Here is a 26977-nt window from a genome sequence, read left to right on the forward strand (position 1 = left end):
GCTGTGGATACGCCATCATTTGCCCATTTACATGTGCACACGGAATACAGCCTGCTGGATGGGTCGTCTAAGATTAAAGAGCTGGTGCATTACGCGAAGGAATTAGGGATGGACAGTTTGGCCATCACGGATCACGGCGTTATGTACGGTGTCATTGATTTCTATAAGGCTTGCCGCGACGAAGGAATTCACCCAGTTATTGGCTGCGAGGTCTATGTGGCAGAGAAGAGCCGCTTTCAGAAGGAGGGGCGTTCCGATGCGGAGTACTACCATCTCGTACTGCTGGCGGAGACGCAGGCAGGCTATCAGAATCTGATCAAGCTTGTCTCTCTGGGATTTACAGAGGGGTTTTACTACAAGCCGAGGGTGGATCTGGAACTTTTACGGGAATACCATGAAGGGCTGATCGCTCTCAGCGCTTGTCTGGCAGGCGTCGTGGCTCGACCTCTGTTGGATGTGTCCTACGAGAAAGCGAAAGAGACAGCCTTGCTCTATCAGGAAATTTTTGGAGAGGGCAATTTCTTCTTGGAGCTGCAGGATCATGGCATAGCGGACCAGACCACGGTAAATCAGGGATTGATCCGTATGAGCCAGGAGACGGGGATTGGCCTGGTTGCCACCAATGACGTCCACTATACCTATGAGGAGGACCGCCCAGCCCACGATATCCTATTATGCATACAGACGAATAAAAAAGTGGATGATGCAGACCGCATGCGGTATGAGGGCGGTTTCTACCTAAAATCGCCGGAGGAAATGGCGCAGCTATTTCCCTATGCGAAGGAGGCATTGCTCAATACCGAGGCGATTGCAAAGCGCTGTCAGGTGGAGTTTACCTTCCACGAATTAAAGCTGCCAGCCTACGACGTGCCATCGGAATTTACCCCGGAGGAATATCTGCGCCATCTGTGTGAGAAGGGGCTGAAGGAACGGTATCCCCAGGAAACACCGGAGATCCGCCAGCGGCTGGAGTATGAGCTGAACACCATTATCAGTATGGGGTATGTGGACTATTTTCTGATCGTCTGGGATTTTATTAATTTTGCAAGGACCCATGGCATTATGGTAGGCCCGGGGCGAGGCTCCGGCGCAGGTAGCATCGTAGCGTATTGCCTGCACATCACCAATATCAATCCGCTGAGCTATCAGCTGATTTTCGAGCGCTTCCTCAACCCGGAGCGGATCAGTATGCCGGACATCGATGTGGATTTCTGCTACCGGCGCCGTCAAGAAGTGATTGACTATGTGGTGGAGAAATACGGGGAAGACCGGGTTGCGCAGATCATCACCTTCGGCACCATGGCGGCCCGGCTAGTCATCCGGGACGTGGGCCGCGCATTGGATATGACCTACGCGGAGGTGGACAAGATTGCGAAGATGATTCCCTTTGCACTTGGAATGACCATCGACAAGGCGCTAACCATGAATCCGGAGTTGGCCTCGGCGTATGAGTCCGATGAGAAGATTCGATATCTCATTGACATGTCGAAACGGCTGGAAGGTCTCCCGCGCCATTCATCAACCCACGCGGCAGGCGTTGTGATCTCAAAAGCGCCTGTGGTGGAGTATGTGCCCGTCAGCGCCAACGATGGCGTCGTCACAACCCAGTTTACCATGAACACGCTGGAAGAGCTGGGCCTGCTCAAGATGGATTTTCTCGGCCTTCGGACCTTGACAGTGATTCAGGATGCCATCGATATGGTCAAAGAGACGGAGCAGATAACCATCGACGTGGATACCATGCCCATGGACGATGAAGCAGTCTATCAGATGATCTCTGCCGGCAAAACCGACGGTGTGTTTCAGCTTGAAAGCGCGGGTATGACGGCGTTCATGCGGGAGTTAAAACCAGAGAATCTGGAGGATATCATCGCGGGGATCTCCCTGTATCGCCCTGGTCCCATGGAATTCATTCCGAAATATGTGAAGGGAAAGCGGGAGTCCTCCTCGATCCAGTATACGGCTCCCCAGCTGGAGCCCATATTGAAGACAACCTATGGCTGTATCGTCTATCAAGAACAGGTGATGCAGATCGTGCGAGATTTGGCGGGGTATACCATGGGGCGAAGCGATCTAGTGCGGCGGGCTATGTCCAAGAAAAAAGCCGATGTGATGGCAAAAGAACGCCAGAATTTTGTCTTCGGAAATGAGGAGGAGGGCATACCCGGCTGTATCGCCAACGGGATTCCCCAGCAGGTGGCGGAGACAATTTTTGATGAGATGACGGACTTTGCCAAATATGCCTTCAACAAATCCCATGCGGCTGCTTACGCCGTCGTGGCGTATCAAACCGCATGGCTGAAATATCACTACCCGGTGGAGTTCATGGCGGCCTTGCTGACCTCCGTCATCGATCATTCTGGCAAGGTATCCGCTTACATCCAGAGCTGTCGGGCTATGGAGATTGCCATTTTGCCACCGGATATCAATGAGGGATACAGTGGATTTTCCGTATCGTGCAAAGATGGCGTGAAGGCGATCCGGTATGGTTTGTCATCGGTCAAGAATGTTGGGCATTCCCTGATTGACAGTATGGTGGAAGAGCGGAAAAAGAATGGACCCTTCCGCAGCCTAATGGACTTTTGCCAACGGATGCAGGATTTTGAGCTGAATAAGCGGGCGCTGGAGAATCTCATCAAGGCGGGGGCATTTGATTCCCTGGGGGGATTCCGTAGCCAATATATTCAGATCTACCAAACAGTCATGGCTGGAGCGGCGCAGTGGAAAAAAGCGCAGATCAGTGGCCAGATCGATCTATTTGGATTGGAGATGCCGGAAGGAAAATCGGAGCAGGAGGAGAGAGATCCGCTGCCGGACATGCAGGAATTTCCAGATTCCCTGAAGCTTTCCTACGAGAAAGAAGTTTTAGGGCTGTACTTGACGGGGCATCCTTTAGCGGAGGTGGAGGACAGCTGGCGCGCAAACGTAACGAATTTTGCATCGGATTTTAAGCTCCAGGAGACTGTGGATGGGGAGGAGCTGACCTTTGATGAAGAAACTTCCACCGCGCTGGTGGACGGCCAGGAGGTTGTGATTGGCGGAATTATCATGGGAAAAACCGTCAAGGCTACGAAGAATAATAAGATGATGGCGTTTATCTCCCTAGAAGATCTGTACGGGACAGTGGAGGTTCTGGTCTTTCCCAACGACTACGAACAGTATAGGACCTTTCTGGAGGAAGACCAGAAGATCTATGTCCGAGGGCGAGTCAGCGTATCGGAAGAGGAGGATTCCAAACTAATCTGCCAGCAGATTGTTCCTTTCGGACAGGAAGAGGGATTGGGGCATAGGCATCCACGGAGAAGGCAGCAGGCGGAGGAAGCTCCCAAGAATCCTCTGCTCTGGCTCCGCTTTGCTACAGAACAGGACTGGCTGCAAAAACAGACTCTGGTGTGCCAGATTTTGGAGGAATTTCCTGGACCGGTACCGGTGCGGATTTATCTGCAAACGGAGAAAAAGAAAATGCAGGCGCGATTTGGCGTCTCACAGAGTTTTCGGCTGCTGCAAAGTCTTCGGGGTGCGCTTGGCGAATCAAATGTAGCATTGACAGAGTCGAAGGGGGAGCGGAAAGATTTTGTGCAGAGCTATTGAAATTTTTGGCCGTTTAGGGTACAATATCACAGGAGTCTATTTTTTACGTGAGTTTAGGAGGAACATCTGAAATGGATAAACAGATACGCACCATAGGAGTCTTGACTAGCGGTGGCGACGCGCAGGGAATGAATGCATGCATTCGCGCCGTGACAAGGAGCGCGCTGAATAAAGGAATTCGTGTCATGGGTATCCGTAAGGGATACAATGGCTTGCTGCGGGGAGACATTGTGGAGATGACAGCTGGAAGCGTCGCTGACATTATTCACAGAGGCGGTACGATCTTATACACGGCGCGATGCCCAGAATTTTTGGAGCCGGATAATCAAAAGCGCGCCTCCGAGATGTGTAAGGTTTTCGGGATTGATGGCCTTGTCGTCATCGGCGGGGACGGATCTTTCCGCGGAGCTAAGGATGTGTCCAAGTTTGGAATCAACGTGGTGGGAATTCCGGGAACGATTGATTTGGATATCGCGTGCACGGATTACACCATCGGATTCGACAGCGCTGTCAATGTTGTCATGGATGCCATCTCACGTTTGCGGGATACGTCTGCATCCCACGAGCGCTGTAGCGTTGTCGAAGTCATGGGCCGCCATTGCGGGGAGATCGCTCTGTGGGCAGGCCTGGCCACAGGCGCAGACGCCATTATGATCCCGGAAGACAAGGAGTCCGCCGATTTTGAGAGGGTGGTGCGGATTATCCTCGAGAATCGCGCGCGAGGGAAAAATCATAATATTATCATTGTATCCGAGGGCGTCGGTGGAAGCCAGGAGCTGGCAAAGAGGATTCACGAGGTGACGGGAATCGATTCGCGGACCACGATTCTGGGGCATATACAGCGGGGAGGACGTCCCACGGCTTTGGATGTCAAGCATGCGTCTATGATGGGTGTATACGCGGTGGAGCTCTTAGCGAAGGGGGAGACGGATCGGGTGGTCGCCTATAAGAATGGACAATACGTAGATTATGATATTGACGAGGCGTTGGCCATGCATCGGGATGTCTCCATGGATATCTGGAAAGCCAATGTCGACATTTCAACGTATTGAGATGCATATGGAAGATGAGACTGGAGAATCTAATGGGAAAGGAGGTTAAGTACATGGCAAAGTATGTATGTAGCGTATGCGGATACGTGTATGATCCGGAGATCGGGGATCCTGACAATGGAGTCGACGCCGGAACCGCGTGGGAGGATGTGCCTGAGGATTGGTGCTGCCCGCTGTGCGGAGTTGGAAAGGATAGCTTTGAGGAGGAATAAGACTCAGGCTTATGGATATTTCCTGAGCAGACCGCCGGCGTAACCGGCGGTTTTGATTTACCTTATTCCGCCGCGAGGCGGACGCACAATGGCTCTCTGTGCCGGAGCGTCACAGAGAGCCACCGCCGCATTCCTTCTCCACAAATCGCTCCGGAATGGAGGACCCTATGAAAGAATTATCCGTGGATGTAGTGGTGAGACCAAAAGAATATCGAATCGTTATCGAGGCGGGACTTTTGAACAATCTGGCCTCGGAGCTAAAACGCAACCCGCTGGGAAAACGCTACGCCATCATAACAGATACCATCGTGAATCCTCTATACGCGGAGCCATTGTGCCGCAGTCTCCGGGAGGCCGGAATTCCGGCGCAGGTTTATGCATTTGCCCATGGAGAAGCCAGCAAAACTCGACAGACAAAGGAGTGGCTGGAGAATTCACTTTTGGATGACGGATTTGGCCGCGACAGTGCGATCTTAGCCGTTGGCGGAGGCGTTGTGGGGGATGTAGCGGGATTTGTGGCGGCCACCTACATGCGGGGGGTGCCCTTTGCCCAGGTGCCGACCACCACGCTGGCACAGGTGGATTCCAGTATTGGAGGAAAGACCGCAGTGGACGTGCCTCAGGGGAAAAATCTCATCGGCGCCTTTCACCACCCCGCGGTGGTCTATATGGACCCGCAGACCCTGATGAGCCTTGATGAGCGAAATTACTTCGGTGGCCTGGTGGAACTAGTGAAACATGGTTTTATCGCGGATGAAGAGTTTCTTGCCTTTTACCGGCAGCATCAGCAGACAATCGTAGCGCGCTCAGGGACGGAGTACGCCGACATGATGGAGGAGCTCATGCTGCGGAATTGCCGTATAAAAAATGAGGTTGTTCGGCTGGACGAGCAGGAGACGAACCTGCGCAAGATCTTGAATTATGGCCATACTCTTGGACATGGAGTTGAGATCTTAAGCGACTTTTTGTTGAGCCATGGAGAATCCGTGGCGGTGGGAATCGGGTTTGCCGCGTATCTAGCTTGGCGACTTGGATTCTGCACAAGGGAGACCATGGAAATCCAGATGGATGTGTTGGAAGGATTGGGTATGCCGTGCCGCATCCCGGACTCCATCACTGCGGAGCAGCTGATACGGGTCATGAGTATGGATAAGAAGGCGAAGGACGGGAAGGCGGAATTTGTGCTGCTGGAATCTGTGGGAAAAGTGAAGCGCGCCGCTGACGGAGATTGCGCGCAGAAAATAGCACCGGATGTGGTGCGAGCCATGATCGACGAATATAAGAACATAGGCTAAGCATCAAAAGAATATGGGCGAACCGCACAAAGAGGGGCTGGGAAAAAATGAGAACTCATTTTTTTCACAGCCCCTCTATCCTATGAAAGTCCAAAGCACGGAGCAATGGGATTTCCTTTAAGCGAAGAGATCCTATTTTAGCACGGCCTCGGCAAAATCGCGGCCAAATTTCCGGCAGTCACTGAGTTGTGCCTCGCTGGGCTTGAAACGGATTTTCAGACCGGGCACGGGCATTTTCAGTTTCAGCTGCTTCAGACGTTCTTCTATGTGAGGAACAGCCTCCCCGCTCCAGCCATAGGATCCAAAAGCGCCTGCCAAGATTCCCTTGTGGATGATGGGATTCATGGACGCCAGCAGATTCAAAATTGGCGGCAGTGCTTCCCCCACAAGAGTGGGAGAGCCGAAGAGAACTCCAGAGGCAGCGTCGATCTTTTTCATGACCTCGGAAGGGGCCGATTGGGTCAAATCGTAAAGCAGGATGTCGAGCTGTCCAGCCTCGGAGGCGCCAGCCGCGATGGCTTCCGCCATAGTTTTTGTGTATCCGTATGCGCTTACATACGCGATGACGATACAGGGGATATCCCGAGGCGTTGTCGTCGCCCACTGCCGGTAGAGCGAGAGAAATTTGTCCAGATCCTCGCGCAAAACGGGGCCATGGCCGGGGCATATGATGGAGATCTCAAGGTCCTTGATCTTATCCAGGGCCGACAGAACGAAAGATTTAAAGGGCCCCATAATGCAGTCAAAATAATATTTGTACGCATCCATCAAGTCAGACGGGTCGTCGATGGCATCGTTAAATACCCTCTCATCGGCGTAGTGGCAGCCAAAGGAATCGCAGGTGATGAGTACCTTCGACTCTGGAATATAGGTGTACATGGAGTCCGGCCAATGAAGAAAAGGCGCCATGATGAATTGAAGCGTTTTGCCTCCCAGATCAAGGCTTACAGAATCTTTTGCCACTATATGGGGAAAGGTGCGATTCGCAATTTCCTCTAGAAATGTAATGGCGGCTTGGGTTGCCACTACAGTGGCATTGGGGCAGTGGTCCAGGATAAAGGCAAGGCTTCCGCCATGGTCAGGCTCTGTGTGATCTAGCACGATATAGTCGATGTCCGATGGATCGACGACCTCTTCAATCTTGGCCAGCCATTCATCGAAAAAGCCTTCTTTCACAGTTTCAAAGAGTGCTATTTTCTCAGTGCCCTTGACGATATACGAATTGTATGTGGTCCCATATTTGGTTTCCATTATAATATCGAAAATCCTAAGATTGGGATCCAGGGCCCCAACCCACGTAATATCTTGTGTAACCTGTAAACTATGCATAGGAATCCTCCTCTGGTGTTGTATAAAGTGGGAGAAACGGCGATAAGCCGCTTCATAGGTAGATTAGCATAGTTTATCCAGAGCGTCAAGGGGCGGCAGAATATTTTTTTGTTAAAATATTTGAAATAGAGGACACAATTGATTGTCATTCTGCGATAGTATATATGGAAGTGCTAAGCGGGCAAGACAGATAAGAAAATTCCAATTTACCACTTGTTTTGCAGAATAATCTGTGCTATAATATCACCTTGGACGATCAATCCTTGCTCTCGATGTTTGTTCGAGGGCCAAAGACCAAAAGGAGGTGTACGACAATGAACCAGTACGAGATCGCTTTAGTAGTGTCTGCGCAGCTGACGGATGAGGACAGAGCCGCCGTGGTTGAGCAGGTCAAGAACTACATTGTAAAGTATGAGGGTACTATCGTTGAAGTGGAAGAGTGGGGAAAGCGCCGTCTTGCCTATGAGATCCGCAAACAGAACGAAGGCTACTACTACTTTATTAAAGCACAATCCAATCCCACGATGCCTGTGGAGTTGGAGAAGAATCTGCGTATTATGATGGAAACCGTGCTTCGTTATTTAATCGTCAGAGAAGGCGAATAATAGCACAAGGCCGAAGGAGGGTTTCGATGAACAAAGTGATTTTGATGGGTAGACTGACGAGGGATCCGGAGGTGCGATATTCGCAGGGGGCTCAGCCGACAGCGGTTTGCCGGTATAGCCTGGCGGTTAACCGGTCCTATCGCCGCGAGGGCGAACCGGAAGCTGACTTTATCAATATCGTGGCTTTTGGCGGCCGCGGTGAGTTCGCTGGCAAATATTTCCGAAAAGGTATGATGGTTGCTGTCGTGGGCGAACTGCGAATCAGCAGCTATGATGATAAGGATGGAAATCGCAGATGGAGCACGGATGTGGTGGTGACTGAGCAGCATTTCGCTGAGAGCCGTGCATCCTTCGAGGGAAGAAACCAAGGCCAGAATCCGGATTTTGCGCCAGCGCCGCCCGCCGGCGATTACGGCAACGGAGGCGGTTACGCTCCACAGCCTCAGGCCCCATCCTACAACAATGCTCCGCCTGCGTACAAACAAGCGCCGCAGCGCCGCAGCGACCAGGATGGCTTTATGCCCATAGAAGATGAGATCGAGGGCGATGAAGATCTGCCCTTCTAACCTATATTTGAGAAAAGGAGGTTTTTTCCATGCCCGCACCAGCACCTCAGAAGAAGAGAGGAATGCGCCGCAAAAAGCGTGTGTGCAGCTTTTGTGTAAGTCCTGCAGAACAGATCAACTATAAAGATGTAGCAAAGTTGCGCCGGTATGTATCAGAACGGGGAAAGATTCTGCCCCGCCGTATCAATGGCAATTGCGCGAAACACCAGCGTGAATTGACAATTGCAATCAAGCGCGCGAGACATCTCGCGTTGATGCCATATACGTTGGATTAAGCCACAGATTGAGCTGCCTTTGATGAATCCCCGCAAGGGTTCGTCGGAGGCAGCTTTTTAAATCGTTGAGACAGCTGAGAGAGGGGCGCACTCTGAAATGCTGTGACGCGAGTGACAGATTTTGGATCAACCGTATATGGCAAGAGCTATGTGCTGAATCCTGATTTTTGACCAATAAAGATAGGAAAATCTAGCAAATTGGCTCTTTCAAAAAGCCATATCTGTGATATAATATCCACATAGGAAATGAGCGGTGCGGGAGCAAACGGGATACCGCTGCAAATCGTATGTCAATTGGAGGATACTATGCTCATGGAAGATACAGGGCTGGAGAGCGCAAAAAGGTTAAAATCAGTCAAGCCAGCGAGAGTTCTAGTGCTTGGCTTTTTGCTCGTGCTGATTCTGGGGACGATTGCGCTAAAGCTGCCGATATCCAGTGTGGACGGAGAGAGCATTTCTTGGGTCGATGCCTTCTTTACTTCAACCTCCGCGGTATGTGTCACAGGTCTCGTCGTCGTCAACACTGCTGCGCAGTGGAGCATTTTCGGGCAGTGTGTGATCTTAGCGCTGATTCAAATCGGCGGCCTTGGGTTTATGGCATTCACGACGCTAATTTTTATGATTATGGGTCGTAGAATCACTTTGAAGGAACGCTTGGTTATTCAGGAAGCTCTCAATCAGTCCACACTGTCGGGAATCGTGAAGCTGACGAGGCGGATCCTGATAGGGACGTTTCTTGTGGAGGGAATCGGAGCGTTCCTGCTGTCTTTCCGTTTTATTCCCCAGTACGGCGCCGGCAAGGGAATCTTTTTTAGCATATTTCACTCCGTTTCGGCCTTCTGTAACGCGGGCTTCGATATTATCGGGAACAACATGGAATCCTACACGGGAGATTTGCTTGTAAATTTTGTCATCATGGCGCTGATCATTCTGGGGGGGCTAGGCTTTGTGGTGTGGATGGATCTGCTGGAGATGTTTCGAAACCGCTGGCGGGAACGGCTTTCATGGAGGCGCTGTTTTTCTAAGCTGCATCTCCATTCCAAGCTAGTGCTGGTTATCTCGGTAAGCCTGATCCTCCTGGGCTTCCTTTTCTTTCTGATTGTGGAGTGGAGCAATCCGGAGACGCTGGGAGGCCTCAGCGGAAAGGACAAGGTGTTGGGTGCTCTGTTCCAATCTGTCAGCACGCGGACCGCAGGGTTTAATTCCATCAGTCAGGGAGGACTCAATGAGTCATCGAAATTCATGACCATCATCCTGATGTTCATCGGAGGCTCCTCTGGCGGCACAGCGGGCGGAATCAAGACTGTCACCATTGCAGTCCTGTTGATCACGGTAATCTCTGTAGTCCGAGGCAAGCGGTATACGGAAGTCTTCGGAAGGCGTATCGGTGAGGAGACGATCCGAAAATCCATGGCGGTTTTCTGGATAAGCTTGACGCTGGTCATGGGCGTTACCATGATCTTAAACCTGTTTGAGTCTGCGGACTTCATTTCCCTTCTGTTTGAGACCACCTCCGCTTTTGGAACGGTGGGACTCAGTGTCGGAATCACAGGTTCTCTGCGGACCGGAACCAAATGTGTTTTGGCCTTCACCATGTTTGTCGGCCGGCTGGGGCCGATGACCATGGCAGTGGCGTTTACGGCCAGCTTAAAAAATAATGACGCGCACATCAAGCCAGCGGAAGAGAATGTCATGGTTGGATGATGCGCAAGGGACGGACTAAACATTGAGGAGACAAATCATGGAGGATTGACATGAAGCGAGGTCGAAAAGAGTTTGTCGTTTTTGGACTTGGAAAATTTGGAGAGAGCATTGCCATCATGCTGGGAAGGCTCGGATGCAACGTTTTAGCTGTCGACAAGAGCGAGGAAAAGGTGGATGAAGTTTCACAATATGTCACGCACGCCGTGCAGGCGGATGCCACGGATATGGACAGTTTAAAGACGCTAGGCGTCAGCAATTTTGACGTGGCAATTATCGCCATCAGCCAGGATATGCAGTCCAGCATCATGACCACGATGCTGGTCAAAGATCTGGGAGTAAGCTATATTATAGCAAAAGCGCAGAATGAACTGCATAAAAAAGTGTTGGAGCGAATCGGAGCGGATCGAATTGTATTTCCCGAGCGGGAGATGGGGGCGAGGCTAGCTCGAAATCTCGTTGCCAACAATATCATGGATTATATTGAATTATCGGATAAATATAGCATTGTGGAGATTGGTGTCCGGGACGAATGGATCGGCAAGACATTGATCGAGCTAAATATGCGGGCACGATTCGGCCTCAATGTCGTGGCAATCCGAGGCGAAGGCGGTCAGATTGATGTGTCGCCGGGCGCTCAGCGGCGCATGAATCAAGCGGATATTCTCGTCGTCATAGGATCGAATCAGGATATTAAGCGCGTCACGAATTTGGAGATATCCTGATGGAACCAAAACGAATTACAAGCCTCTCCAACCCGGCTGTAAAGGCGGCAGCTAAGCTGAAACAACCCAGGGCGTCAAAGGAGGCCGGATGTTTTATCGTGGAGGGAGCGCGAAGTGTTGAGGAACTCACCGGGGACTGGGAGACGGAAAGCCTGTGGGTCTCGGATACATTTTGGGGGCAGAATCATGCCTTGGGCTGGGAGATCGCCCAGAGGCTCCGGCCCTCTGCGTTTTGCCACACGCCGGACAGCATATTGAATGCCATTGCCGGCACCCAGTCACCACAGGGGATTCTCGCGGTGGTGCGCCGGCGCTATTTTACTTTGCAGGACGTCCTGGAGCATCAATCGACCACGCCTTTGCTTGTGATCTTGGAGGATCTGCAAGACCCGGGGAATGCGGGAACGATTCTGCGCACGGCGGACGCGGCGGGGGCGAATGGCATCATCTGTACAGAGAAGACAGTCGATTTCTATAACGCGAAAGTGGTTCGGGCATCCATGGGGTCTGTGTTTCATCTTCCCTTCCACGTGGCGGAAAACCTTTCGGAAACGCTGATCTGGCTCCGAAATCAGGGAATTCAAATTTTGGCCGCTCATCTGGACGGGGACGCTCCATATTTTCAACAGGATTTGACGGGACCCTGCGCTATTTTGATCGGAAATGAGGGTGCTGGACTATCCAAAGGCGCCGCTTCGCTGTCGGACATGCTTGTCAAGATCCCGCAGCCTGGCCGCGCGGAATCTCTCAATGCGGCGGTGGCGGCCGCCATTCTTGTGTATGATGTGATTCGGCAGCGGATGAGCGGCAGTAAAAAATAAGGAGGCTTCGGATAGGAGCCTCCGTAAGGCGGATTCAATATTTCAAAAATTAGGTATATGTGGCTGATACGAAAAGATTTGGCGCAGCTTATTCGTTATGGCGGTTGGATGCAGATTGCCGTGTTAGGCTTGAAAGTGCCGGAGTATGCGGGTATCTTCCGTTAACAAAAATTGCCCACCAATGCAAAGAGAATCAGAAATTCGCTATAACTTTTTTGAAGAGAAATCAGGCATTCTCATACTCCCTATATTTTTCTTCAATCGTTTCGCGCGTGATGGTATTCATCCCGGTCACCTTTGAGTTGTGAGCGGCGATAAAGTAATTGCGGGCCGATTCTGTCTCGCCCCAGGACTCGTAGATCATGCCAAGATAGTATTTGCTGTCGGCCATGGTTTCTTTTAAATCAAGGGCTTTGAGCAAAAGGGATTCCGCCTCCTCATAGTTGCCTAGCCGGTATTGAATCTGTCCGAGATTGTCGTAAGCCGGTCCATGACTCTCATCCTCGTCCAGGGCCTTGTTGGAGAATTCCGTCGCCTTGTCGTAGTTGCCAGCTTCTATATAGAAGTATCCGATGGTGGTATAAAAATCGATGCTGAAATACTCATAGTCCTTGAGCATCTGCTCCATTGTGTCGATTGCCTTTGTCAGATCTCCCATCTTCCAGTAGGCGATGGCCAAATCCTGTCTGGCATACTTTAACATCATAGGATTAATTTTCTCGAATGATACGAGCCGCTCAAAAATGGCCAGGGCCTCGGGATAGTGACACTCCCGCAACAGATGGAGGCCATAGGCCAACAGGCCATAGACACATTTGCTCCCGTGGTTGGCTGCGTACCGATAGAAGGGGATAGCCCATTTTTCCTTGTGCAGAAAAGCGTCAATGAGATAACCGGTCATGCCGACACAGGTAGCGAAGTGAGTAAAATACATAATCAAGCCATACACCGCATAAAAAATAAAGATGGAGTACCAAGGGAGGCGCAGGACAAAAATTAAGACCGTTCCCAACACGAGACTGATGAAATAGGGATGTTTTTTTATAAAATTCAAATGGAATTCCTCCTAAAACAACGTAAGTTGGATGTAATATTTCATATCATAACATGTCGGAAGTTGCGCTTCAAGAGAAAAGACAAAAATTTATAAAAAAAGGTTAAAAAAGAGTGCAATGTGGGATGGAATTTGGTATAATGAAATAAAAATCCGCTTCAGCTGGCGGCCGCGCCGCCACGTGGGTGGATTCAGTCATCCAGGATAGAATAAGGAGATGCCCCGGCCCATGAAGATTACAGAAGTACAGGAGATTTTACATGCCCAATTGGTTACGGATTTAGTGGAGGATTTTGACGTAGAATTTGGATATGGCTGTGACCTGATGAGCGATGTGCTGGCCTTTGTGCAGCACAATGATATCCTTCTGACGGGGCTGGTCAATCCCCAGGTCATCCGGACATGTGAGGTGGTGGATATCCACGCCATTGTATTTGTCAGAGGAAAGGTGCCCGCACAGGAGTTGATCGAAATCGCGACAAGTGCAGGGATTACGCTCCTTTGCACAGAGTATTCGCTGTATACATCCTGTGGATTGCTATATCAGCACGGGCTTTTGGGGGAGGAGATCGGCCATGACTTTTCACTATAATGTGGACGGAGGATACCCGGAAATGGCGGGGAGAGCCTCGACGAAATTCAAGAGCGTGTTGAAGGATCTTGGAGTCGCTCCATCGGTCATTCGCCGTGTATCCATTGCCATGTACGAAGGGGAAATCAATATGGTAATCCACGCCAACGGCGGAGACATTCGCTGCGAGGTGGAGACGGACAAAATCCGCGTTGTGCTTGCAGACCAAGGACCTGGAATCCCGAACTTAGAGCTGGCTATGCAGGCAGGCTGGTCCACCGCATCCCAGGAGGCAAGAGAATTAGGGTTTGGCGCGGGAATGGGTTTCCCGAACATGAAAAAATATAGCGACGCTCTAGACGTACAGACAGAGGTGGGTGTGGGGACGACACTGACATTGGATTTTTTGATATAAGGGGGAAGATCGATGAAGGGAACCTATAGGCCATCAGTGGCGCTGATCGAGAATCGATGCGTAGGCTGTACCACCTGTATTAAGCGGTGCCCTACGGAGGCCATCCGTGTGCGAAGCGGAAGAGCCCGAATTCTTTCCGATCTATGTATAGATTGTGGAATGTGCATTCGTGTATGCCGCCACGGGGCAAAGGTTGCTGTGACGAAGCCGCTGGACGCGATCTTAGCCACCTCCTATAAGGTCAAAGTCGCGCTTCCAGCCCCTTCCCTGTACAGCCAGTTTGCCGGAAATCGCAACTTAAACCGTCTACTGACGGCGCTTAAAAAGATAGGCTTTGACGAGGCGTTTGAAGTGGCGAAAGGGGCGGAGATTGTCACGGCGGAGAGCATACGCTTTATCCAGAGAAAGAAGCAGGAGGGCGAGGAGGGACCTTGGATTTCAACGGCTTGTCCTGCCATCGTCCGCTTGATCCAGGTGAGGTTTCCCTCTCTAATCGATAACCTTATCCCGATCATACCGCCGATGGAAGCCATCGCTAGAATGGCGAGAGAATACTTTTACCGGCAAGGTTACAAGGATGAGGAGATCGGGATCTTTTTTATCACGCCCTGTGCGGCGAAAGTCACGGATGTACATAAGCCGCAGATGGTTGATAAATCCGCTGTCACCAGCGCCGTCGCCTTGAACGAAGTTTATTTTAGGCTTTTGCCGGTTTTAAAGGCGGTGAGAGAAGAGGAAATTGAGGTCCTCCAGATGGCGACCAATCAGGGAGTCAGCTGGGCGAGGATCGGGGGAGAGAGCGAAGGCCTATTGCTTCAGGATGTCATGGCGGTCGATGGGATTGAGAATGTCATCGAGGTGTTGGACAGTCTGGAGGACGGCCGAATCAAGCGAGTTGAGTTTATCGAAGCCAATGCCTGTATCGGAGGATGTCTTGGCGGACCTTTGGCGCCAGAAAACCCGTTTAATGCGAAAGCCAGAATGCAAAAGGTCATGCGCAGCAACACGAGTCCTCAGCTGCGCCACATTTTGGATGGCATAGACATCAATTGCTATGTACAAAAACAGGTGGAGCCGGCGAAAGTTCTGCATCTGGATGAGGACATGGCGAAAGCTCTGGAGAAGATGAAGCAGCGGGATGCGCTATACCAGAGCCTACCTCAGATTGACTGTGGTTCGTGTGGAGCGCCGGGGTGTGAGGCCTTTGCGCAGGACGTTGTGCAGGGCGAGGCCAACGTGGAGGATTGCATCTTTCTCCTGCGCGATAAAGTCAAGGAGATGGCGCAGGAGATGGTGAATTTGGCGGCGAAGCTTCCGCCGAGCATAAAGGAGAAGGAATAAGGAGGAATGAAAATGACAGTAGGAGATCTGGCAGAGCTTTCCTGTCTACAGCTGGCCACGGAAGGAACGGGGTTGGACGCCCCGGTGGACGGAGGCTATGTTGGTGACCTTTTGAGCGTTGTGATGGGCAATGCGCAGGCCAACCAAGTATGGGTGACCATTCAGAGCCATGTCAATATCATTGCGGTGGCGGCACTGGCAGGAATTCCGGCCATTATCATCGCTCACGGGTACGAGCCGGAGAGGGAGACGCTGGAAAAAGCGAAGGAAGAGGGAATTGAGATTTTCACCACAAAGCTGGACTCGTTTTCCATCATTCGCACGCTGATTCTGGAGAAAGGGCTGTAACGGCCATGATGAAGGAACTGGCGCTTCATGTTTTAGACATCGCGGAAAACAGTGTCCGCGGGGAGGCGTCCCACATTGGGATCACCATAACAGAAGATAGGCGGAACAATCGATTTGCTATGGAGATCGACGATGATGGAAAGGGGATCTCGCCCGAGATTTTAAATACCATAAAAGATCCATTTACCACCACCAGAACTATGCGGAAGGTTGGACTGGGGATTCCGTTTCTCGACGATACCTGCCGGCTCTGCAACGGGCACCTGGACTTGAAGAGCACTGTCGGTCTGGGGACCCGGCTGTCGGCAGAGATGGAATATGATCACATTGACCGGCCCCCGCTGGGGGATATGGCGGCCACCTTGATGGTGCTCATGTCCTCACACCCAGACATCGCATTCACATACCGCCATATTGTGGATGACGTGGAGTTTTCTGAGCCCAGTGAATTTGAGATTTCGTCGGGGGATTTGGAGGACATTTTGGATGGTGTTCCCCTTACCACACCAAAAGTATACAAATGGGTCAAGACATACCTTGAGGAGAACATCCGTCAATGTGAGACTGGTGGGACAGGAGCCTAGATATAGCAATTTCTGAAAATAATGTGAAAGAAGTGTAAATCTGTTTACATGAGATAAAAAATTTGATATAATGAGGGGTAGCGCTTGAGAATTTATGGTGATCTGCACATACATACAGCTTTATCCTCCTGTGCCCAGGAGGACATGACGCCAAATAATATCATCAATATGGCACTTCTGGCGGAGCTTGACGTAATTGCGGTAACGGATCACAACTCCTGCGGAAACGCGGAGGCGGTCATGAAAGCCGCCGAGGGGACAGAACTAGTGGTTGTTCCGGGGTTGGAAGTGCAGACGCGGGAAGAAGTCCATGTGGTGGCTCTGTTTGAGCAGATGGATCAGGCGCTTATTTTGCAGGGGGAAGTCTATGCTCATCTGCCAGGACGGCAAGCGCCGCCAAAGATTCTGCAAAGACAGCACTTTCTCAGCGAAGACGATGAGGTGATGGGATATTGCGATAAGCTATTGGGATTTGCCAGCAGTCTGACCATTGAGGAGGTGTTCAGGCTGACAAGACAGCTCGGTGGGGCCATGATTCCGGCGCATATTGACCGGAAGAGCAACAGCATTCTGTCAAATCTGGGATTTATCCCGGAGGATCTGGACCTGGCTACACTAGAGATTTCCATGTATGCGCCGCGGAGCGAGTATGAGGCGCAGTATCCGCGCCACAGGATTCTTCAGAATTCCGATGCCCATGAGCTGGGACACATTGGGATCGTTTCCAATGTCTTGGACCTCAAAGTGAAGACGGCGGCGGAGGTTATCCATTTGTTGAACACGAGGGCTGCGACTTGACGCGCAGTCTGTGTCAATAGCGGCCAAGCCGCAAACCCAGTTATAGACGCACAAATATAAGGAGGTACAAACTATGGCATGCAATTGCTGTAATGGAGAGGACAAAGAAAAATACGCTGAGCTGGAAGCGTTTATTGAGTCCCTGCCAACGACCAAAGGTGAGTTGATTCGTGTCTTACACAGAGCTCAGGGCATCTTTGGATATCTGCCCAGAGAGGTACAGGTCTACGTCGCGAAGAAGCTGAATATTCCCGTATCCAAGGTATACGGTGTCGTCAGCTTCTATTCCTACTTCACCATGAAGCCGAAAGGAAAATATGATATTTCTGTATGTATGGGGACCGCCTGCTATGTCCGCGGAGCGGAAAGGGTGCTGGAAGCCCTGACAAAGAAGCTTGGAATCGGCACCGGGGAGACCACAATGGATGGAAAATTTTCTCTCAGGTCGCTGCGCTGCGTCGGCGCCTGTGGGTTGGCCCCTGTTGTCATGATCGGCGACAAGGTGTACGGACGTGTCACGCCAGAATCGATTGATGATATATTGAACGAGTGCGAATAAAGGAGGCTGTACAATGGCGAAGATCAAATCGTTAGAGGAACTTAAAAAGCTCAGAGAGCAGGCCCAGAACAACGTGTCCCTGCGGGTTAAGGGCGATAACATAGAAAAGATGATTCAAATCCGGGTCGCCATGGCGACGTGCGGTATTGCCGCGGGCGCCAGGGAGGTCATGACGGAATTCATAGAGGAGATGGACCGCCAAAATATTGAGAATGCAGTGGTAACCCAGACGGGCTGCATGGGATACTGTTATGCTGAGCCGACTGTGGAAATTACAATCCCTGGTCAAGAGCCGGTGGTTTATGGAAACGTGGATATGGATAAAGTCCATGAGATCATCGAAAAAACCATCAAAAACGGTGAACTCGTAGATGGCATCATTCCCGTAACCCATAAAACCATTGAGGAATAGGAGGTTTAATCATTCATGGCTGATACAAAAATGCATGTGCTGGTATGCGGAGGAACAGGATGTCTGTCTTCCAATTCCAGTGATATTGTGGACAATCTCATAGCGGAGATCAAGGCGGCCGGTATGGAAGACGAAGTCAAGGTATTGAAGACAGGATGTTTTGGCTTCTGCGAAAAGGGTCCAATTGTGAAAATCCTTCCCGATAACACATTCTATACGCAGGTTAAACCTGAAGATGCGAAGGAGATCGTCGCAGAACATATCGTCAAGGGCCGGAAGGTGGAGAGGCTCCTCTATATGGACCCAGAAAAGGAACAACATATTTCCGATGCGAAGCATATGGATTTCTATAAAAAGCAGATGCGGGTTGCACTGCGCAACTGTGGTTTCATCGACCCCGACAATATTGAGGAGTATATCGGACGGGACGGCTATCAGGCGCTGGCCAAATGTCTGACAGAGTTCACGCCGGAGCAGGTCATCGAGGAAGTGAAAAAATCGGGGCTGCGCGGCCGAGGCGGAGCGGGCTTCCCTACCGGCCTGAAATGGCAGTTGGCGAGAGCCAACGATGCAGACCAGAAATATGTGGTATGTAACGCCGATGAGGGGGATCCCGGCGCTTTCATGGACCGTTCCATTCTGGAAGGAGACCCCCACAGCATCGTGGAGGCAATGGCAATCTGTGGGTATGCCATCGGTGCGTCCCAGGGGCGTGTCTATATCCGTGCAGAATACCCGCTGGCCATCAAACGTCTGGAGAACGCAATCTCCTCTGCGAGAGAATATGGCCTTTTGGGGGACAACATTCTGGGCAGCGATTTCAGCTTTGATATTGAGATCACCTTCGGCGCCGGCGCGTTTGTCTGCGGTGAGGAGACGGCCCTCCTGCGCTCCATGGAAGGAAACCGCGGCGAGCCGACGACAAAACCGCCGTTCCCCGCGGAACACGGATACTGGAACAAACCAACCAACGTCAACAACGTGGAAACCTTCGCTAACGTTCCTGTCATCTTCCTGAAAGGAGCTGACTGGTTCAACAAGATTGGAACCGAGAAGAGCAAGGGGACCAAGGTGTTTGCGCTGGCCGGCAAGATCAACAATGTGGGGCTTATTGAGGTACCCATGGGGACAACCCTGCGGGAAGTCATCTATGATATCGGCGGTGGCATCAAAAACGGTAAGAAGTTCAAAGCGGTGCAGACCGGTGGCCCCTCCGGCGGATGTCTGACAGAGAAAGATCTGGACACTCCCATCGATTTTGACAATTTAGTGGCAAGAGGTTCTATGATGGGCTCCGGGGGTATGATCGTCATGGATGAGGACGACTGTATGCCGTCGGTTGCAAGGTTCTATCTGGAGTTTACGGAGGAGGAATCCTGTGGCAAGTGTACACCTTGCCGTATTGGAACAAAGCGTTTGTCCGAGCTGCTGAAGGATATTACCCAGGGAAAAGGTACGGAAGAGCATGTAAAAGAACTCAAGCGAATCAGCCAGGTTATCAAGGACACAGCGCTGTGCGGATTGGGACAGACGGCCCCGAATCCGGTTCTCTCCACGCTGGCGGCCTTTGAAGACGAGTACATGGCCCATGTGAAGGAAGGGCGCTGTCCAGCTGGAAAATGTACAGCGCTGTTGAAATTCTTCATCGAGGCAGATAAATGTAAGGGCTGTACCCTTTGTGCCCGCAATTGTCCTGTCGGTGCCATTTCCGGTGAGGTCCGCAAGCCCCACGCCATTGATCAGGAGAAGTGTATCAAATGCGGCGCGTGCATGGACCGCTGTAAGTTCGGCGCCATTGTGAAACACTAGGAAGGAGTGACAAATCGCGATGTCCAACATGATAAATATAACAATCGACGGAAAAAAAGTGCAGGTCCCGGCGGGTAGCACGATTTTGCAGGCGGCTCAGACAGTGGGGATTCACATTCCGACCCTGTGTCACTTGGATCTGCATGATATTAAGATGGTGAATCAGACGGCGTCCTGCCGTATCTGCGTCGTCGAGGTTGAGGGGCGCAGGAATCTGGCGCCCGCCTGCGCCACACCTGTAGCGGAGGGAATGGTAGTTCATTCCAACACCCTAAAGGTTATGGAAGCGCGGCGGACGGTTTTGGAATTGATGCTCTCGGACCATCCCAAGGATTGCCTCACCTGTGCCAAGTCTGGCGAATGTGAGCTGCAAGATTTGGCGGAGCTCTTCAATATTCGAAATATCCGCGTGAGCGGGACTTCCATGTCCACCTACAAAAAAGATATATCCCCCTCCATCATTCGGGATATGGACAAATGCATTATGTGCCGCCGCTGTGAGACCATGTGTAATCAAGTGCAGACGGTGGGGGCACTGTCAGCGGTGAATCGCGGATTTGACGCGGTTGTCGCCACGTCCTTCGAGGCACCTTTGAATGAGACGGTTTGTACGTACTGTGGTCAGTGTGTTCAGGTATGTCCTGTTGGCGCTCTGACGGAGCACGATTCTACCTGGGAGGTGGTCGAGGCGTTGAACGATCCGGACAAGATTGTTGTCGTCCAGACCGCCCCCGCTGTCCGCGCTGCTCTCGGTGAAGAGTTCGGATTGGAGCCAGGAAGCCTTGTCACGGGACAGATGGCGGCGGCTCTTCGCCGGCTGGGATTTGACTATGTGTTTGACACAGATTTTGCGGCGGATCTGACCATCATGGAGGAAGCCACTGAGCTGGTGGATCGCCTGACGCGCCACCTTAACGGTGAGGACGTGCCGCTGCCACTGTTGACATCCTGTTGTCCTGCGTGGGTCAACTTTATCGAGTCACAGTATCCGGAGCTGCTGGACATACCATCTTCCGCAAGATCGCCCCAACAGATGTTTGGCGCCATTGCGAAATCCTACTTCGCAGAGAAGTTGGGAGTCCGCCGCGATCAGATGGTGGTCGTCTCGGTAATGCCCTGTTTGGCCAAAAAGTATGAGGCGACAAAATTTGAGGATGACAACAATCAGGATGTGGACTATTCCATCTCCACCAGGGAGCTGGCCAACCTGATCAAGCGCATGAATATGGACCTTAAGGAACTGCCGGAGGAAGACTTCGACGATCCTCTAGGAGAATCCTCTGGAGCCGCTGTCATTTTCGGCAAAACAGGCGGCGTTATTGAGGCGGCACTGCGCACGGCCTATGAATGGGTTACCGGGGAGACGTTGGAGAATGTGGAGTTTGAGGATATCCGTTCCACCTCCTATGGATTAAAGGTTGCCCATATAAAAGTTGGGGATCTGACCCTGAACATCGGAATTTCCAGCGGCCTTGGAAATGCGCGTGCTCTGTTGGAGGAGATCAAGGCGGGCAATCCCAACAATCTCCACGCAATCGAGATCATGGCCTGCCCAGGCGGCTGCGTAAACGGTGGTGGACAGCCCTATGCCCACGGTGACATGAAGAAGATTCAGGCGCGTCAGGCCGCGCTGTACCGGGAAGACTGCGGAAAGCCCATCAGAAAATCCCATGAAAATCCGTCTATCAAAAAGCTGTATGAAGAGTATCTGGTCAAGCCGAATTCAGAAAAGGCGCATCACCTGCTGCACACCCAATATACCGCCAAAGAAAGGGTATAAGCAGTATGCAGAGGCGATTGACGCCATAGACAAGACGCCGGGGATTATCTCCCGGCGTTTTGTAAGTTTTTATGGCAAAACACATAAAATACGGCGCACTTTTATAGGCTTTTACAGTTTGTTCATAGTATATTCATTTTTCTGTATTACACTGGTATAGAAATACAATATTAGGGAGGTTTCTGCCTTGATCGAAGTTAAGAACTTGACGAAACGCTACGGGCAACATGTAGCCCTGGATAACGTTTCCTTCGCAGTGCAAAAGGGCGAGATCGTAGGATTTTTGGGCCCTAACGGCGCTGGCAAAAGTACGACGATGAACATCATTACCGGCTATTTGTCGGCCACGGAGGGTGAGGCGTATATAGATGGCGTCAACGTGCTGGAAAACCCTATGGCAGCTAAGCAAAAAGTGGGATATTTGCCGGAGATGCCGCCTCTGTATTCGGATATGACCGTGGATGAATATTTGCGATTTGTTTGCGATATTAAGAAGATCCCAGCTGCGAAGCAGAAGGAGACCATCGCGCAGGTGGCTAAGTTGGCTCGAATCGCGGACGTCCAGAAGCGATTGATCAAAAATCTGTCAAAGGGATATAAGCAGCGCGTTGGCCTGGCGCAGGCATTGATCGGCAATCCTCCAGTCTTGATTTTGGACGAGCCTACCGTTGGCCTTGACCCGAAGCAGATTATTGAAGTGCGTGACTTAGTTAAGAATCTGGGCAAAAACCATACGGTTATTTTGAGTTCCCATATTTTGCAGGAAGTTCAGGCGGTATGTGACCGCGTGATCATCATCAGCCATGGACATATTGTAGCGACGGATACGCCGGAAGCTCTGTCACAGCATATCCTACAGGTCAATAAATTGGATCTGCGCATCAAGGGGCCCAAGAACGATATTCTCAGCGGAATTAAGGCGATTCCAGGTGTGGAAACCGCTGAGATTCTGCGGATCCGTGAGGAAGATTCCATTGATCTAAATGTGGAATCCGAAGAGAATGTGGACGTGCGGGAAGCCATTTTTGAGTTTTGCCGCGAGCATGATTATCCAATCCTCATGATGAAGACCATGGAGATGAATCTCGAGGATGTCTTCCTCCAGATTACCGGAGAAAAGGGGGGTAAGCGGTAATGCGAGCCATATTTTTGAAAGAATTTAAGTCCTATTTCAAGAGTCCATTAGGATATGCCTATATTGCGTTTATGTTGGTGATCTTTGGATTCTACTTCTTTGTCTACTGTTTATATCAGCAGACGCCGAATTACGCGTATGTATTATCGGGCGTCACCAGCCTGATCGTATTTGCGATGCCAATTCTGACCATGCGGCTTATGTCGGAGGAGATGAAGAACAAGACGGATCAGCTCCTGCTGACATCGCCTGTCAAGACCTATCAGATCGTGTTGGGAAAATATCTGGCGGCAGTGGCGCTGTTTGCCATCTCTTTGCTCCTGACGGTGCCGCAGCCTCTGACCATCGTTGGACTCGGAGGGACTCTGCCGGTGGAGCAGGTTGTGGGAGCGTACATTGGATTCTTTCTGATGGGATGTGTCCTCATCGGTATGGGAATCTTCATATCATCCTTGACGGACAACCAGCTGGTTGCCTGTATTTCCACCATTGCAGTGTTTTTGCTGATCTTTTTAACCGATGGAATCGGATCGATCCTGCCCACGGACCGCGCTTTCGCCATGGGTTGCTGCATCGTGGTTCTGGCTGTTGTGATTTTCCTGATTTACAGAGCGATCCGTGATATCTATCTTTCGGGAATCATTGGAATCCTGGGCTTGGCTGCAATCATCGTTCTATATTTTGTCAAGCCGACTGTGTATGACGGTCTGGTGGCCAATGTCCTGGACTGGCTGTCGATCCTCACCCGGTACTATGATTTCTACACTGGCATTTTTGACTTTAGTCATATCGTTTACTATTTAACACTGACTGCCTTCTTTGTCTTCCTGACAGTACAGATGGTAGAAAAAAGAAGATGGAGCTAAGGGGGGAGATAACCGATGTCAAAATTAGACTTTAAAAACGCGGTCAAGCGCAATAAAAACCTCCGTTTTGGCGGTTACGCCACCATTGTGACCATAGTTGTGCTGGTTGTTCTTGTGGTTGTGAACGTACTGTTCCAACAATTGAAAATCACAATTGACTTGACGCCCAACAAACTATACTCCGTCGGGGAGAAAACCACAGAGATTCTGGATGGCCTGACGCAGGATGTCAATATCTATGGCATCTACAGCCCTGGAACTGACGAACAGGGGGATTATAACCCCCAGGTCAAGCGTTTTGTCACAAGCTATGTGGAAAATTCTAGTCGGCTGCACTACACGCAGATTGATCCCCTGGCCAACCCGACTTTTACGAAGCAGTTCACATCGGACACGACCGACAGCATCAGCAATGGCAGCATCATTGTGCAGGCGGCGGACTCGGAGTCATTTAAGATCTTAACGCTCAGCGATTTTTACACCGTATCGACGAATTCTTCCACTGGATCATCGGAGGTGACGGCATTCTCCGCGGAGGAAGCGCTGACGTCAGCGGTCCAGTATGTAACCTCGGAGAACAATCCCATCATCTATCAGCTGACTGGCCATTCGGAAGCTGAGCTTGACAGCACCATGACCAGCTATCTGAAAAAATCCAACTTTGATGTGTCATCTTTGGATCTGATTCGCCCCGCGGAGGGAGAGGATGCCGTGACGCTGGAAGCGAATAACTACACCATTGTGATGATCAACAATCCTCAGAGTGATCTGACAGATAATGAATATGAGATCCTGCTGGATTATATGGAAAAAGGCGGACGCATGTTGGTGCTGGTGGAGAGCGACTTGCCATCCCTGCCCAACTTTGAAAAACTGTTGACCCGCTTTGGAATAAGCGTTGAGCGGGGGAGCGTGTGGGAGACATCCGCGAGAAACTACTACATGTATCCGAACCTTGTCATACCCAACTATGGCGATCATGACATTACCTCCGACATGACAGGCGCTAACTCGTATCTGCTCATGCTGAATCCGGCGGCGCTGACCGTCTCAGAGGACCGGAACCGTGCCACGACCATCACGCCGATCATGACGACGTCGGATGACGCGCTGATCAAAGGAGATCCGGAATCCACCGTCTTGGCTTACGAGGAGGGCGATACAAAAGGTCCCTTTACCCTCGGTCTGGTGGCGGAGGAACAGAAATCCCTGGATAATTCCGTGGTCACGGCGAAGATGGTTGTATTGGGAAGCTCCTCCTTTATTGAGCGCAATAGCGGCACGATGCTTCAGGGAAATTACACAATGTTTATCAATGTCTGTGATTATCTACAGGATGAGGTGAGCTCCCTTTATATCAGCTCCAAGAGTCTTGTTGAAGACACGGTGCCTGTCACGACGCGGACGATTATCACAGGGGGCGCGGTCTTTGTGATTCTGATTCCGCTGGCTGTTTTAGCCTGTGGTCTCGTGGTCTATTTAAGGAGGAAACATCTATGAGCAAGGGAAAACGGCTGCTGGTTTTATGTTTGGTGCTGGTTCTGCTAGTGGGCACATTATCAGCCGTGGTGATCTTGAAGAAAAACGAAACGGACGAAGAGTCCTCCTCCACGTCTCTGTCCTCGACCTACGGCGTGATCCTGGAAAATGAGGAAAATACGCTGAAGTCCATTGCGGTCAAGAATAAAACGGATGAATACACACTGCTGTTGAAGAAGGAGACCAAGGAGAGCAGTGACGAGAGTGGAGAGCCGGAAGAGACGCTGACATGGTATATCGAAGGACATGAAGACTGGACGCTGAATTCCACTTCCATCAGCAATCTTGTGGGGATCGGCACGCAGCTCAATGCCAGCGCTCTAGTCAACGAGGATGCGAGCAATGTGGATCTGGCGGAATTTGGGCTGGAGACCCCGGTAGCGATTGTGACCGTTACGCTGGAAGATGGCACGCAGAAGAAAGTCATGTTCGGCGACAATACACCAGATGGAATCTATTACTACGGCATGGTGGAGGGCGATTCTGCGCTGTATACTTTGGGCAGCACGCCGGGAAAAGCGGCGACGGCGCCTCTGTCCAGCCTGCGCAATGTAAGCTCCAGCAGCGTCAGCACAGAGGATGAGCTCTATTATTTCTTCGCACAGCAGAAGGGGGAACGTCCAATTGAGATTCAATATGTGGGCGATATTCCCGAAACGGAAGACTGGAATTATCACATGAGCTATTACACTCTGAAGCAGCCCTATGACAATCCGACGGTGGAAGTGACGGGCAATCTTTCCGAACTGTTTACGAGCATTGGATCCATCACCATCAAGGATCAGATTGAGGAGAACTGCACAGACCTGGACAAATACGGAGTCGGGGAGGAGCCGGAATACAGATTGAAGATGACTACCCGCACGGAGCTGGCCAGCGACGATTCCGACGCGGACGCGGAGCCGGAGTATGAGTATGCAACGGTTGATTACTATTTTGGCTTCACCTATGGGGATGACGATTCGATGATCTACTTCCGCGAGGGGGATTCAGACGAGGTCTTTGGCATCGAAAAGTCCTTCCTGGATAATGTGGATTTCAAGCCCTTTACGTATATTCAGAAGCTGGTCTATCTGAACAATATCGAGAAGGTGGACGTCTTGAAGGTGACCGGCAATGAGGGAACCTATACTCTGTCCATTAAGCGTGAACAGGTTGAGGAGACGTTGGACGATTCGGACGATTCCGATGATTCTGAGGATCCGCTGGTCGCCTACCGGGTCAACGATACATTGACCAAGGAAGATCTGTTTAAGAAAGCTTATCAGGGTGTCATCGGGATTATGCCGGACTACGAGATCTATAAGGAGAAACCGGAGTACGATGAGAAGGATGCCGTTACCTTTGAGTTTTCCTTCCTCGACGGTACCAGCTATACGGTGAAATACTATAAGCTCTCGGAGTTCTACTATGTCACGCAGATCGATGAGGACACATGGTTTGCCTGTAATTATGATCAATTTAACACGATGTGGAGCGCATTGGAAGCGTGTCTGTCTCAGGATTCCGAGTCGTAAGATAAGGAAAGCAAAGAGTTCACAAAAAGAATCGCCTGAAAACTGTAAAGACAGTGAATCAGGCGATTCTTTTGCCC

Annotated in this window: 26 protein-coding genes; 24 read left to right on the forward strand and 2 right to left on the reverse strand. The window is 51.0% G+C overall.

All coding sequences use genetic code 11. The features are described from left to right. Positions 1-3 precede the first annotated feature (3 nt). From H8730_RS02605 to aroB, 4 genes are all read left to right on the forward strand, one after another. A complete protein-coding gene (locus tag H8730_RS02605; protein WP_177717864.1) occupies positions 4-3591 on the forward strand; it encodes a DNA polymerase III subunit alpha in 3588 nt (1195 codons plus the stop codon). Between the two features lie 83 nt (positions 3592-3674). Beyond that, a complete protein-coding gene (gene pfkA, locus H8730_RS02610; RefSeq protein ID WP_430385368.1) occupies positions 3675-4643 on the forward strand; it encodes a 6-phosphofructokinase in 969 nt (322 codons plus the stop codon). A 53-nt stretch (positions 4644-4696) separates the two neighbouring features. Then, positions 4697-4855 carry a rubredoxin gene (rd, locus tag H8730_RS02615; RefSeq protein WP_177717862.1) on the forward strand — a complete coding sequence of 53 codons (159 nt, stop codon included), beginning with the start codon at positions 4697-4699 and terminating at the stop codon, positions 4853-4855. 167 nt (positions 4856-5022) lie between these two features. After that, positions 5023-6150 carry a 3-dehydroquinate synthase gene (gene aroB / locus H8730_RS02620; RefSeq protein WP_249289312.1) on the forward strand — a complete coding sequence of 376 codons (1128 nt, stop codon included), beginning with the start codon at positions 5023-5025 and terminating at the stop codon, positions 6148-6150. A 132-nt stretch (positions 6151-6282) separates the two neighbouring features. Here aroB and H8730_RS02625 read toward each other — a convergent pair whose 3' ends face one another. After that, complete coding sequence (locus tag H8730_RS02625; protein WP_249289314.1) at positions 6283-7479, reverse strand: FprA family A-type flavoprotein; 1197 nt, start codon at positions 7477-7479, stop codon at positions 6283-6285. 314 nt (positions 7480-7793) lie between these two features. On the opposite strand from H8730_RS02625, the gene rpsF reads away from it, so the two are divergent. From rpsF to H8730_RS02655, 6 genes are all read left to right on the forward strand, one after another. Next, a complete protein-coding gene (gene rpsF / locus H8730_RS02630; RefSeq protein ID WP_249289316.1) occupies positions 7794-8084 on the forward strand; it encodes a 30S ribosomal protein S6 in 291 nt (96 codons plus the stop codon). Between the two features lie 26 nt (positions 8085-8110). Continuing rightward, the gene (locus H8730_RS02635; protein ID WP_249289318.1) at positions 8111-8650 is read left to right on the forward strand and encodes a single-stranded DNA-binding protein; all 540 of its coding nucleotides are present in this window, start codon (positions 8111-8113) and stop codon (positions 8648-8650) included. A 29-nt stretch (positions 8651-8679) separates the two neighbouring features. Then, a complete protein-coding gene (rpsR, locus tag H8730_RS02640) occupies positions 8680-8925 on the forward strand; it encodes a 30S ribosomal protein S18 (protein ID WP_249289320.1) in 246 nt (81 codons plus the stop codon). Positions 8926-9231: 306 nt separating this feature from the next. Further along, positions 9232-10629: a TrkH family potassium uptake protein gene (locus H8730_RS02645; RefSeq protein ID WP_249289322.1), complete on the forward strand. Its 1398-nt coding sequence runs from the start codon at positions 9232-9234 to the stop codon at positions 10627-10629. A 50-nt stretch (positions 10630-10679) separates the two neighbouring features. After that, positions 10680-11351 carry a potassium channel family protein gene (locus H8730_RS02650; protein WP_249289324.1) on the forward strand — a complete coding sequence of 224 codons (672 nt, stop codon included), beginning with the start codon at positions 10680-10682 and terminating at the stop codon, positions 11349-11351. Further along, the gene (locus H8730_RS02655; RefSeq protein WP_249289327.1) at positions 11351-12172 is read left to right on the forward strand and encodes a TrmH family RNA methyltransferase; all 822 of its coding nucleotides are present in this window, start codon (positions 11351-11353) and stop codon (positions 12170-12172) included. The genes H8730_RS02650 and H8730_RS02655 overlap by 1 nt, the downstream gene beginning before the upstream one ends. Before the next feature lie 226 nt (positions 12173-12398). On the opposite strand, the gene H8730_RS02660 is transcribed toward H8730_RS02655, so the two are convergent. Further along, complete coding sequence (locus H8730_RS02660; protein ID WP_177716667.1) at positions 12399-13226, reverse strand: tetratricopeptide repeat protein; 828 nt, start codon at positions 13224-13226, stop codon at positions 12399-12401. A gap of 229 nt (positions 13227-13455) precedes the next feature. On the opposite strand from H8730_RS02660, the gene H8730_RS02665 reads away from it, so the two are divergent. The 14 genes from H8730_RS02665 to H8730_RS02730 all read left to right on the forward strand — a co-directional run bounded on the left by H8730_RS02665 (position 13456) and on the right by H8730_RS02730 (position 26900). Next, positions 13456-13818, forward strand: coding sequence for a hypothetical protein (locus H8730_RS02665; RefSeq protein ID WP_177716666.1), 363 nt, complete (start codon positions 13456-13458; stop codon positions 13816-13818). Further along, positions 13802-14212: an ATP-binding protein gene (locus H8730_RS02670; protein ID WP_177716665.1), complete on the forward strand. Its 411-nt coding sequence runs from the start codon at positions 13802-13804 to the stop codon at positions 14210-14212. Before H8730_RS02665 ends, H8730_RS02670 begins: the two co-directional genes overlap by 17 nt. Positions 14213-14224: 12 nt before the next feature. Next, positions 14225-15553 (forward strand): [Fe-Fe] hydrogenase large subunit C-terminal domain-containing protein, encoded by a 1329-nt coding sequence (locus H8730_RS02675; protein ID WP_177716664.1) that lies wholly within the window; start codon positions 14225-14227, stop codon positions 15551-15553. A 12-nt stretch (positions 15554-15565) separates the two neighbouring features. Next, the gene (locus H8730_RS02680) at positions 15566-15901 is read left to right on the forward strand and encodes a DRTGG domain-containing protein (protein ID WP_177716663.1); all 336 of its coding nucleotides are present in this window, start codon (positions 15566-15568) and stop codon (positions 15899-15901) included. Between the two features lie 5 nt (positions 15902-15906). After that, positions 15907-16485, forward strand: coding sequence for an ATP-binding protein (locus H8730_RS02685; protein ID WP_177716662.1), 579 nt, complete (start codon positions 15907-15909; stop codon positions 16483-16485). Between the two features lie 84 nt (positions 16486-16569). Then, positions 16570-17283 carry a PHP domain-containing protein gene (locus H8730_RS02690; protein WP_177716661.1) on the forward strand — a complete coding sequence of 238 codons (714 nt, stop codon included), beginning with the start codon at positions 16570-16572 and terminating at the stop codon, positions 17281-17283. Positions 17284-17356: 73 nt separating this feature from the next. Next, positions 17357-17842: an NADH-quinone oxidoreductase subunit NuoE family protein gene (locus H8730_RS02695; protein WP_177716660.1), complete on the forward strand. Its 486-nt coding sequence runs from the start codon at positions 17357-17359 to the stop codon at positions 17840-17842. A gap of 13 nt (positions 17843-17855) precedes the next feature. Continuing rightward, a complete protein-coding gene (locus tag H8730_RS02700) occupies positions 17856-18254 on the forward strand; it encodes a (2Fe-2S) ferredoxin domain-containing protein (protein ID WP_177716658.1) in 399 nt (132 codons plus the stop codon). Between the two features lie 15 nt (positions 18255-18269). Further along, positions 18270-20063 (forward strand): NADH-quinone oxidoreductase subunit NuoF, encoded by a 1794-nt coding sequence (locus H8730_RS02705; RefSeq protein WP_177716656.1) that lies wholly within the window; start codon positions 18270-18272, stop codon positions 20061-20063. A gap of 19 nt (positions 20064-20082) precedes the next feature. After that, positions 20083-21843, forward strand: coding sequence for an NADH-dependent [FeFe] hydrogenase, group A6 (locus H8730_RS02710; RefSeq protein ID WP_249289331.1), 1761 nt, complete (start codon positions 20083-20085; stop codon positions 21841-21843). Between the two features lie 187 nt (positions 21844-22030). Next, on the forward strand, positions 22031-22978 hold the full coding sequence (locus H8730_RS02715) for an ABC transporter ATP-binding protein (protein WP_177716654.1): 948 nt from the start codon (positions 22031-22033) through the stop codon (positions 22976-22978). Next, positions 22978-23844 (forward strand): ABC transporter permease, encoded by an 867-nt coding sequence (locus tag H8730_RS02720; RefSeq protein WP_177716652.1) that lies wholly within the window; start codon positions 22978-22980, stop codon positions 23842-23844. The genes H8730_RS02715 and H8730_RS02720 overlap by 1 nt, the downstream gene beginning before the upstream one ends. Positions 23845-23859: 15 nt before the next feature. Beyond that, the gene (locus H8730_RS02725; protein WP_177716650.1) at positions 23860-25344 is read left to right on the forward strand and encodes a Gldg family protein; all 1485 of its coding nucleotides are present in this window, start codon (positions 23860-23862) and stop codon (positions 25342-25344) included. Beyond that, positions 25341-26900 carry a DUF4340 domain-containing protein gene (locus H8730_RS02730; RefSeq protein WP_177716648.1) on the forward strand — a complete coding sequence of 520 codons (1560 nt, stop codon included), beginning with the start codon at positions 25341-25343 and terminating at the stop codon, positions 26898-26900. Before H8730_RS02725 ends, H8730_RS02730 begins: the two co-directional genes overlap by 4 nt. Positions 26901-26977 lie beyond the last annotated feature (77 nt).

The organism is Bianquea renquensis (assembly GCF_014384895.1).
In the GTDB taxonomy this organism is placed as follows: Bacteria; Bacillota; Clostridia; order Lachnospirales; family Bianqueaceae; genus Bianquea; species Bianquea renquensis.